This is a genomic window from Klebsiella sp. GW_Kp181 (assembly GCF_040062315.1).
Classification (GTDB): Bacteria; Pseudomonadota; Gammaproteobacteria; order Enterobacterales; family Enterobacteriaceae; genus Klebsiella; species Klebsiella oxytoca.
The window spans coordinates 195,466-205,898 of sequence record NZ_JBEAFR010000053.1 but is presented as its reverse complement, the minus strand read 5'-3'; the positions used below and the strand labels follow the sequence as shown (position 1 = coordinate 205,898).

The following is a 10,433-nucleotide window of genomic DNA, read 5'->3' as shown; positions in this document are numbered from 1 at the left end:
CCGTTCGATGCCACACTGCATACGAAAAATGCTTGCATGGCATAACAGTATCTACCGGCCCGCAAACGGCTTCGAACCTGTAGCCCGGCTAAGCGCAGCGCAAGCCGGGGGATGTGGCTTACAGCGTATGCTCGGTACGGGCGATAATATCGTCCTGAGCATCCGGCGACAGGGCGGTAAAGAACGCCGAGTATCCGGCCACGCGGACCACTAAATCACGATACTGGTCAGGATGTTTCTTCGCTTCCAGCAGCGTTTCGCGCGACACGATGTTGTACTGAATATGCCAGCCTTTGTGCACCTCGAAGAAGGTGCGCAGCAGCACCATCAGTTTCTGCTTATCCGACTCATTCTCCAGCGTAGCCGGGTTCAGCTTCTGGTTAAGCAGTACGCCGCCAAGAATTGAGCCGGTTGGCAGTTTACCTACCGAGCTGATCACCGCGGTCGGCCCCAGGTGGTCGGTACCGGAAGCCGGACTTGCCCCTTCCGCCAGCGGCGAGTGCGCTTTACGGCCATCCGGCGTCGCCATCGTTTGAGCGCCAAACGGCACGTTGGCGGAGATGGACGAGGTGCCGGCGTAGTAGTTACCGCCGATCGGGCCGCGGCCATAGCGCGGGTTATGATACAGCTTCAGCTCATCAATATAGGTCTGGTAGGCGCGAGCCAGCAAAATATCGACGCTATCTTCATCGTTACCGTATTTCGGCGCGCCGTTGATTAAGCGCTGGCGCAGCTGCTCGTGGGTCAGGCCTTCGAAGTCTTCAGCCAGCGCTTTGGCCAGCTCTTGTTGACCAATGACGCCCTGGTCGAACACCAGTTTCTTCACCGCCGCCAGGCTGTTGCCGAGGTTAGCGATACCGACCTGCAGACCGGATACCCAGTCATATTTCGCGCCGCCCTGCTTGATGCTCTTCGCACGTTCAATGCAGTCATCGACCAGCGCCGAGCAGAGGATATCGTGCACGTTCTCTTCCAGCATGGTATCGACCACGTACTCAATCTCGATAGATTTGCGCGTGTAGTAGCGGATCTGCGTGTCCCAGTCGGCCAGGACCTGTTCAAAGTTGTCGAAGTTGCCTTTTGACAGCGCATGTTCCTGCGGCAGGAAAACCTGGCCGCTGGTGGCGTCGCGGCCGCCTTCCAGGGTTGCCAGCATGACGCGGGCGAAGTTGATAAAGCTCATCCCGGTGCAGCGATAGCCCCATTTACCGCCGACGGCGGTTTCAATGCAGCCGATAGCGGCATAGTCGTAGGCGTCCTGCGGCTCGATCCCCAGCTTGATAAATTCCGGGATGACGATTTCATCGTTGTTGAACGCCGGCATGCCGAAGCCGCAGCGGATCACCTGCACGCAGGCGTCGAGGAAGTCGTTGCTCATGCCCGCGTGATAGCGCACGCTGAGGTTAGGCTGAGTCGAACGCAGCCTACCGCAGGATTCCAGGATGGCGTAGGAGAGCGGGTTCACCGCATCCTGCGCTTTACCGTCCACCAGATTCTGGCCGCCGATGGTGACGTTCTGATACAGCGGGCTCCCGGCGGAAGCCTTGGAGTGCGAGCCGGAGCGAATTTTGTTCACCTCCAGCAGTTTAAGCCAGCAGCAGTGCAGTAGCTCAATGGCGTGTTCGCGATCCAGAGAGTGTGCCAGCTCAACGTCGCGGCGGTAGTAAGGGTAGAGATACTGGTCCATACGGCCGAAAGAGACCGAGTGACCGTTGGACTCGATCTGCAGAATCAGCTGGATGAAATAGCACAGCTGCAGCGCCTGCCAGAAAGTTTTCGGCGGCTCATGGGCGATGATGTCGCAGTTTTCGGCAATCGCCAGCAGCTCGTCGCGGCGGGATTCACGGCTTTCCGTCGCGGCCATGCTGCGCGCCAGCCCGGCATAGCGCTTACAGTGTTCGCTCACCGCTTCCAGCACGATATCAATGGCTTTCAGGAACTGCTCGCCGTGCAGATCTTCCAGTACGGTCAGGTTAATGCGCGAACGGCGCTCGGCGACTTTCGCGCGCATGCCGTCGAGGCCTTTTTCCAGCAGCAGCGGATAGTTGACTGCAAGGTGAGCATCGCCGGAGGTCATATTGCCTTCCGCTTTGATAATGCCGGTGGCCAGCAGCGCTTTTTGCTCATCGGTGAACATGCCGTAGCAGCGGTCCTGTACCGTTTGACCGCGCCACCACGGACACACTTCGTGCAGCACGCGTTTGTTTTCTTCGCTAACGGCAAAACCGGCGCCGGGGCGATCGGCGAGGTCGTCGATCTCTTTTTCGATCCAGCTAACGGTGTATTCCGGGAAGATTGGCGCCGCGCGAACTTCGCTGGCCTGGTTGCCGACGATCAGTTCATCGTGCTTGATCCAGATTGTGCGTTCCGCCAGGTGGTGGGCCAGCGCCAGCGCGCGGCGTACCGGGATCGGCTTATCCAGATGCTGCTGATAGGCTTGGGTATAGTGCAGGGCGCGTTCGGTACAGACCGGCGGCTTGACGATATGCACCAGCGCCATTTTGTGCGCCTGTATGCGCGGGCTCAGAGTATCCAGTTTCAACGTTGTCATAAGGTTATCCTCGTAGAGTCGCCGTTAAACCTTTGCTCTGAGCATAGTGCTGCGCGAAGGCGAGCAGCTCGGGTGCAGCAAGCGGTTTATCCGGAGCGGTATAGGGCTGACTGAGTAATTGGTATTTATTCATGCCTAACGTGTGGTAAGGCAGAAAGTGGATCTCGCCAACCTTTAAACGGTCAGCGGCAAAATCGGTAATGGCGGCGATATCGCTTTCGTTGGCGTTAAAGCCCTGGATCAGCGGTACGCGAATGATGATTTTCTTTCCGGCCTGCGCGACGCGCTGCAGGTTATCCAGTACCCGACGGGCGCTGCCGTCCGTCCACTGCTGGAAAATCGCTTCGTTGACGTGCTTGAGATCGGCGAGAAACAGATCGATAAACGGCAAAGCGGGTTCGACGTATTTCCACGGCACGTGCAGGCAGGTTTCGACCGCGGTGTGGATCCCGGCGCGGTGGCTGGCCTCAAACAGCTGTCGGGCCAGCTCGGGATTCATAAACGGCTCGCCGCCGGAAAGCGTGACGCCGCCGCCGCTGCGGTCGTAAAACGGTTTGTCGCGCAGCACCGTGGCCATAATCTCTTCGACGCTTTTCTCTTCGCCGCACACCGTTAACGCCGTCGTCGGGCAACAGTCGCGCAATTTGCCGATATGCGCATCGGTGAGCTTTTCGCGATGGATAATCAGACCGTCCAGCTTACGGGTAATCACTTCCGGCGCAGCCTGCTGGCAGAGGTCGCAGCCGTCCAGGCAAAGGCGGGCGTCATACAGCAAATCCGCCGTGCGGGCGCGGCTTTCCGGGTTCTGGCACCAGCGGCAGCCCAGCGAACAGCCTTTGAGGAATACGACAGTGCGGATCCCCGGGCCGTCATGGGTTGAGTAACGCTGAATGTTGAAGATCATGATTCACCCTCTTGTTTGCATATGAAGATTAAATTACTTTCGAATGAAAGTTGTATTGATATAAATCAACAAGCAGAAGGAGGGAGGAAAATCGAGGCAAAAAAGCCGCTGCGGGTCACAAATCATCCGGCGACGGCAGTCGCCGGAAAAGGGCTAAGGCGTGCCACACACCTCACACTGAGGGTTACGCATCAATTTCATTTCGCGGAACTGGCAGCGCATGGCGTCGTACATGACGATTTTTCCCGTTGCCGGGCTGCCGTAGCGGGTCAGCAGCTTTATCGCTTCCATCGCCTGTAGCGAACCAATGGTGCCGACCAGCGGCGCCATCACCCCGGCTTCTACGCAGGTGAGGGCGTTTTCGCCAAACAGACGGCTCAGGCAGCGGTAGCAGGGTTCATCTTCCTGCCAGGTAAAAACGCTGATTTGCCCTTCCATGCGAATTGCCGCGCCGGAGACCAGCGGTGTTTTATGGCGGAAACATCCGGCGTTGAGTTGGTTACGGATCGCGACGTTGTCGGTACAGTCGAGCACCAGATCGTGGGCGGCGATTTGCGCCGCCAGCGCCTCGTCTTCCAGCCGCGCGTTGAGCGCCGTGAGCTGAACGTGGGGATTAATCCGCGCCAGCGCGGCGCGGGCGGAGTCGACCTTCGGCTGGCCGATGGTGGCGTCACTGTGCAGAGTCTGGCGCTGAAGGTTGGAGAGCGAAACGGTGTCGAAATCGAGCAGGGTAAGCAGGCCGACGCCTGCCGCCGCCAGATACTGCGCGGCGGCGCAGCCCAGCCCGCCGAGGCCGACAACCAGCACGCGGGAGGCTTTCAGCTGCTCCTGACCGTCAAAATCGAAATCGCGCAGAATAATCTGCCGGTTATAGCGCAGCATCTCCGCATCGCTCAGCTCCACGCTCATTACAGCCCTCCGAACAGATGATTAAAGGGCTCAACGTCCACCCATTCGCCCGCTTCCACGTTGCCGCGCTCGCGCTCCAGCACGATAAAGCAGTTGCCGAGGCTGAATGAGCTGAAGATATGCGATCCCTGGTGACCGGTGCTGTTAACCGTCAGTTCGCCGTCCGGACCGCGCTGCAGCACGCCGCGTTGAAAATCGAGTCGTCCGGGCGATTTTTTCAGATGGGTTGCGGCGCGCACGCGCAGACGCATCGGCTGAGCCTGCCCACCGTTGCCGGAGAGCTTCGCCAGCAGCGGCTGGACCAGCTGGTAAAAGGTTAGCGTTGCGGAAACCGGGTTACCCGGCAGACCGCAAAACCAGCTGTGGTTGAGCTTGCCGAAAGCGAAAGGTTTACCCGGTTTAATCGCCAGCTTCCAGAAGCCGATTTCACCCAGTTCTTCGAGAATCGCTTTGGTGTAGTCTGCTTCGCCGACGGAGACGCCGCCGGAGCTAATCACCACGTCTGCCTGTCGATCGGCCTCGATAAAGACTTCCCGCAGCTTAGCCGGATCGTCGGGAATAATGCCGAGGTTAATGACCTCGCAGCCCAGCTCCTGCAGCATCAGGTGTACCGCCAGGCGATTAGTATCGTAAATTTGCCCGTCGGCGAGGGGCTGGCCCGGCAGCTGGAGTTCATCGCCGGTAGAGAAAACCGCCACGCGCACTTTGCGTATCACCTCGACGTCGGCAATCCCCAGCGAGGCCAGAACCGGCAGCTCGGCAACGGTCAGGCGGGTGCCAGCAGGGAAAACGACCGCACCGTGGGCGATATCTTCGCCGAGACGACGGATATTCTGTCCGCTTTTCACCGGCGCGAGGAAGCGGATGCCCCCATCGGTTTGTTCCGTCTGCTCCTGCATCACCACCGCGTCGCAGCCTTCCGGCACCGGAGCGCCGGTCATAATGCGGATACAGGTGCCCGCCGGCCAGTCACCGTTAAAAGGTTGACCGGCGAAGGCCTTGCCGGTGACCGGCAGCGCTGCGCCGTCGGTGAGATCCGCCAGGCGTACCGCATAGCCGTCCATTGCCGAGTTATCAAAACCGGGCACGTTGAGCGGTGAAACGAGATCATGGGCGGTCACGCGCGAAAAGGCCTGCAACAGCGGTACGGTTTCCGTCGCATTCAGCGGCGTAATACGATTGAGCATCTGGGTCAGGGCTGTGTCGAGCGGCATCAGTCCGGCGGTAAAATCCATGGGTTTCTCCTGCGGGCAAACATCGAAAACGCCTATTATACCTTAAATAATTCGCGTTGCAGGCAGGCGGCGACGTAGGGACAAATTCGTCGGGAACGAATTTGAACAGCTGAAGGCTGCCTCTGGTGAGGGACAAGGATGTCCCTCATTACATCCCCGGGAGCTTACTTCAGTAAGTGACTGGGGTGAGCGACAAATCTGTACGGAACAGATTTGAACGCCGTGTAACGGCGGCCCGTCAGGGCGAGGCTCATGGATGAGCCGAGTAACGAAGCCAACGCACATGCAACTTGAAGTATGACGGGTATATGGCAGAAAAGAGAGACGGGCTATAACCCACCTGGGTACAAGCTTTACATCACCCTCCGCTCTTTCTATATTCAAAAATTGTATAGGACAGTCAGCACGATAATGATATTTATACACTTTATCGTTAAGGAATGGCGCGATGGGTAAGGCGGTTATAGCAATTCATGGCGGAGCCGGGGCGATTAGCCGCGCGCAGATGACGCCGGAGCGCGAGCGGGAGTACGTGGCAGCGCTGTCGGCGATTGTCGATAGTGGACAAAAAATGCTGGCGGCCGGGGCCAGCGCGCTGGATACGGTAACCGAAGCAGTTCGGCTGCTGGAAGAGTGCCCGCTATTTAATGCCGGTATTGGCTCCGTGTTTACCCGCGATAGTCGCCATGAACTCGATGCCTGCGTCATGGATGGTTACAGCCTACAGGCGGGAGCCGTGGCCGGCGTTCAGCATTTACGCAATCCGGTGCTGGCGGCGCGGCTGGTGCTGGAGCAAAGTCCGCACGTGCTGCTGATTGGCGAAGGGGCGGAAGCGTTTGCCGCTTCCCGCGGTATGGCGCGCGTCGATAACAGCTTGTTTTCTACTCCTGATCGTTTACTGCAGCTGCGTCAGGCGCAGGAAGGTGACGATATCGTGCTCGATCACCACGCCGCGCCGCTGGATGAGCGGCACAAAATGGGGACCGTCGGCGCGGTAGCCATGGATCTGACGGGCAACCTCGCGGCGGCGACCTCAACCGGCGGGATGACCAATAAGCTACCGGGACGCGTCGGCGACAGCCCGCTGCCGGGTGCGGGCTGCTACGCCAATAACGCCAGCGTCGCCGTGTCCTGTACCGGTACCGGGGAAGTGTTTATGCGGACCCTGGCGGCCTACGATATTTCGGCGCTGATGGAGTATAGCCAGCTCAGCCTGCAGGAGGCCTGCGAAAGGGTAGTGATGGAGAAGCTTCCGGCGCTGGGCGGTAGCGGCGGCCTGATCGCCATCGACAGAGAAGGCAACGTGGCGCTGCCGTTTAACAGCGAAGGCATGTACCGTGCCTGGTGTTATGCGGGCGATACGCCCACGATTGGTATTTATCGCGAATAAGAGGAAAGGGCGTTGCCGCATAGTCAAGAAATCGATGCCGATGATGTTCTGCAGGTGCGCGGCCTGAACGTCGTGTTTAATCAGCAACAGCAGGCTTTTTCTGCCGTCCGCGACCTGTCGTTTACCCTGCGGCGCGGCGAAACGCTGGCGATTGTCGGCGAGTCGGGCTCGGGAAAATCGGTGACCTCGCTGGCCCTGATGCGCCTGCTCGATCGGGCGGTCAGCGAAGTGCGCAGCGATGCGCTACTTCTGCGCCGTCGCAGTCGGCAGGTGATTGAGCTGAGCGAACAGTCTGACGCTGAAATGCGCGGCGTGCGCGGCGCGGATATGGCGATGATTTTCCAGGAGCCGATGACCTCGCTCAATCCGGTCTTCACCATCGGCGAGCAGATTGCCGAATCTATCCGCTTACATCAGGGCCTGAAGCATGATGATGCCCTGCGCGAAGCGAAAAAAATGCTCGATCAGGTGCGCATTCCGGAAGCGGAAGCCATGCTCTCACGCTATCCGCACCAGCTTTCCGGCGGGATGCGTCAGCGGGTGATGATCGCCATGGCGCTCTCCTGTCGTCCGGCGGTGCTGATTGCCGATGAACCGACGACCGCGCTGGACGTCACTATCCAGGCGCAGATCTTACAGCTGATTGCCGTCCTGCAAAAAGAGATGGCGATGGGCGTTATCTTTATTACCCACGATATGGGGGTAGTCGCCGATATCGCCGACCGCGTGCTGGTGATGTATCGCGGCGAAGCGGTGGAAACCGGCAGCGTGGAAGAGATTTTTCGCGCGCCGAAGCACCCGTATACCCAGGCGCTGCTGGCCGCGGTGCCGCGGCTGGGCGCGATGCGCGGCACTTCGCTGCCGCGTCGCTTCCCGCTGTTAAACCAGAGCCCGTCGTCGGAGGGGCAGAACACCGTTGTGGCCGGAGAACCGATCCTTAAAGTTCGCGATCTGGTGGCGCGCTTCCCGCTGCGTAGCGGAATTCTCAACCGCGTAACCCGTGAGGTGCATGCGGTCGAAAAGGTCAGCTTTGATTTATGGCCCGGCGAAACCCTGAGCCTGGTGGGCGAGTCCGGGTGCGGTAAATCGACGACCGGCCGGGCGCTGCTGAGGCTGGTAGAGACCCAGGGCGGCAGCATTATCTTCAACGGCCAGCGAATTGATACGCTAACGGGCGGTAAGCTTCAGGCGCTGCGCCGCGATATTCAGTTTATTTTTCAGGACCCGTACGCTTCCCTCGACCCACGGCAAACGGTGGGCTATTCGATTATGGAGCCGCTGCGGGTGCATCGGCTGCTGGAGGGCGATGCCGCCCGCGAACGGGTCAGCTGGCTACTGGAACGCGTCGGGCTGGAGCCGGAACATGCGTGGCGCTACCCGCACGAGTTTTCCGGCGGCCAGCGGCAGCGCATCTGTATTGCCCGCGCGCTGGCGCTCAATCCGAAAGTGGTGATTGCCGATGAGTCGGTATCGGCGCTGGACGTGTCGATTCGCGCGCAAATTATCAATCTGATGCTCGATCTACAGCGTGAGATGGGCATCGCATTTCTGTTTATCTCCCATGACATGGCGGTGGTTGAGCGCATCAGCCACCGCGTGGCGGTGATGTATCGCGGGCGTATTGTCGAGATTGGCCCGCGCCGCGCCGTGTTTGAAAACCCGCAGCACCCCTATACCCGTAAACTGATGGCCGCCGTTCCGGTGGCTGACCCTGCGCATCGCCGTCCGCAGCGTGTGCTGCTCTCCGACGAGCTGCCGGGTAACATTTTCAAGCGGGGCGAAGAGGGGATCAGTACGCCGTTACAGCAGGTGGGGCCGGGGCACTTTGTCGCCAGAGAGTCCGCCGCCGACGTGCTGGCGCGCTAACAACGACACCAATAATGCAGCATTTCAGGAGAACAACATGACTCAACGCGTATCAGGCAAATGGCTGTTGGCGCTGGGCGTCGCCTCGGCGCTGACAGCCGCTCCGGCTCTGGCCGCAAAAGATGTGGTGGTGGCGGTCGGTTCTAATTTTACGACCCTCGACCCGTATGATGCTAACGACACGCTGTCGCAGGCCGTCGCCAAGTCCTTCTATCAAGGGCTGTTCGGCCTCGATAAAGAGATGAAGCTACAGAACGTGCTGGCGGAAAGCTATACCGTTTCCCCGGACGGCCTGGTGTATACCATTAAGCTACATCCGGGGGTGAAGTTCCAGGACGGTACCGAGTTTAATGCCGAAGCGGTTAAGGCGAACCTCGATCGCGCCAGCAACCCGGAAAACCATCTCAAGCGTTATAACCTGTATAAAAATATCGCCAGCACCGAAGCGGTAGACCCGACCACGGTGAAAATTACCCTCAAACAGCCTTTCTCGGCGTTCATTAACATTCTGGCCCATCCGGCGACGGCGATGATTTCTCCGGCGGCGCTGAAGAAATATGGTAAAGAGATTGGCTTCCATCCGGTTGGCACCGGGCCTTATCAGCTCGATACCTGGAACCAGACCGATTTTGTGAAAGTGAAAAAATTCGCCGGTTACTGGCAGCCAGGGCTGCCGAAGCTGGACTCCATCACCTGGCGCCCGGTCGTGGATAATAATACCCGCGCGGCGATGCTGCAGACCGGCGAAGCGCAGTTTGCATTCCCGATCCCCTACGAGCAAGCGCCGCTGCTGGAGAAAAACAGCAAGCTAGAGCTGGTGGCCAGCCCGTCAATTATGCAGCGCTATATCAGCATGAACGTGACGCAGAAGCCGTTCGATAATCCCAAAGTGCGCGAAGCGATTAACTACGCTATCAACCGTCAGGCGCTGGTAAAAGTCGCTTTTGCCGGCTACGCCACACCGGCGACCGGCGTGGTGCCGCCGTCTATCGCCTATGCTGAAAGCTACAGCGCCTGGCCGTACGATCCGGCTAAAGCTCGTGAGCTGCTGAAAGAGGCGGGTTATCCGAATGGCTTTACCACGACGCTATGGTCATCGCACAACCACAGCACGGCGCAGAAAGTACTGCAGTTTACCCAGCAGCAGCTGGCGCAGGTGGGCATTAAGGCGCAGCTGACGGCGATGGATGCGGGCCAGCGCGCGGCGGAAGTTGAAGGTAAGGGACAGAAAGAGAGCGGCGTACGCATGTTCTACACCGGCTGGACGGCGTCGACCGGGGAAGCCGACTGGGCGCTTTCGCCGCTGTTTGCGTCGCAAAACTGGCCGCCGACCCTGTTTAATACGGCTTTCTACAGCAATCCGCAGGTCGATAAAGATCTCAATGACGCGCTGAAAACCACCGATGCGCAGGAAAAAACGCGGCTGTATAAAGACGCGCAGGATACTATCTGGAAAGAGTCGCCGTGGGTGCCGCTGGTCGTAGAAAAGCTGGTCTCGGCGCACAGTAAAAATCTGACCGGGTTCTACATCCAGCCGGATACCGGATTTAGCTTTGAACAGGCGGATCTTAAGTAGAG

Annotated in this window: 7 protein-coding genes; 3 read left to right on the top strand and 4 right to left on the bottom strand. The window is 59.1% G+C overall.

The window, feature by feature from the left end:
• Positions 1 to 118: 118 nt before the first annotated feature.
• From ABLV11_RS12115 to moeA, 4 genes are all read right to left on the bottom strand, one after another.
• Entirely contained in the window at positions 119 to 2,551 is a 2,433-nt protein-coding gene (locus tag ABLV11_RS12115) for a formate C-acetyltransferase/glycerol dehydratase family glycyl radical enzyme (RefSeq protein WP_004100520.1), read from the bottom strand.
• A 4-nt stretch (positions 2,552 to 2,555) separates the two neighbouring features.
• Positions 2,556 to 3,455: a glycyl-radical enzyme activating protein gene (locus ABLV11_RS12110; protein WP_004111617.1), complete on the bottom strand. Its 900-nt coding sequence runs from the start codon at positions 3,453 to 3,455 to the stop codon at positions 2,556 to 2,558.
• A 153-nt stretch (positions 3,456 to 3,608) separates the two neighbouring features.
• Positions 3,609 to 4,364, bottom strand: coding sequence for a molybdopterin-synthase adenylyltransferase MoeB (gene moeB, locus ABLV11_RS12105; RefSeq protein WP_004100525.1), 756 nt, complete (start codon positions 4,362 to 4,364; stop codon positions 3,609 to 3,611).
• Positions 4,364 to 5,599: a molybdopterin molybdotransferase MoeA gene (moeA, locus tag ABLV11_RS12100; protein WP_049591116.1), complete on the bottom strand. Its 1,236-nt coding sequence runs from the start codon at positions 5,597 to 5,599 to the stop codon at positions 4,364 to 4,366. The genes moeB and moeA overlap by 1 nt, the downstream gene beginning before the upstream one ends.
• Positions 5,600 to 6,047: 448 nt before the next feature.
• On the opposite strand from moeA, the gene iaaA reads away from it, so the two are divergent.
• The 3 genes from iaaA to gsiB are packed head-to-tail and all read left to right on the top strand — an operon-like array spanning position 6,048 to position 10,431.
• The gene (iaaA, locus tag ABLV11_RS12095) at positions 6,048 to 6,989 is read left to right on the top strand and encodes a beta-aspartyl-peptidase (protein ID WP_126488830.1); all 942 of its coding nucleotides are present in this window, start codon (positions 6,048 to 6,050) and stop codon (positions 6,987 to 6,989) included.
• Positions 6,990 to 7,001: 12 nt separating this feature from the next.
• On the top strand, positions 7,002 to 8,855 hold the full coding sequence (gene gsiA / locus ABLV11_RS12090) for a glutathione ABC transporter ATP-binding protein GsiA (RefSeq protein ID WP_105889975.1): 1,854 nt from the start codon (positions 7,002 to 7,004) through the stop codon (positions 8,853 to 8,855).
• Between the two features lie 37 nt (positions 8,856 to 8,892).
• On the top strand, positions 8,893 to 10,431 hold the full coding sequence (gene gsiB, locus ABLV11_RS12085) for a glutathione ABC transporter substrate-binding protein GsiB (RefSeq protein WP_004100531.1): 1,539 nt from the start codon (positions 8,893 to 8,895) through the stop codon (positions 10,429 to 10,431).
• Positions 10,432 to 10,433 lie beyond the last annotated feature (2 nt).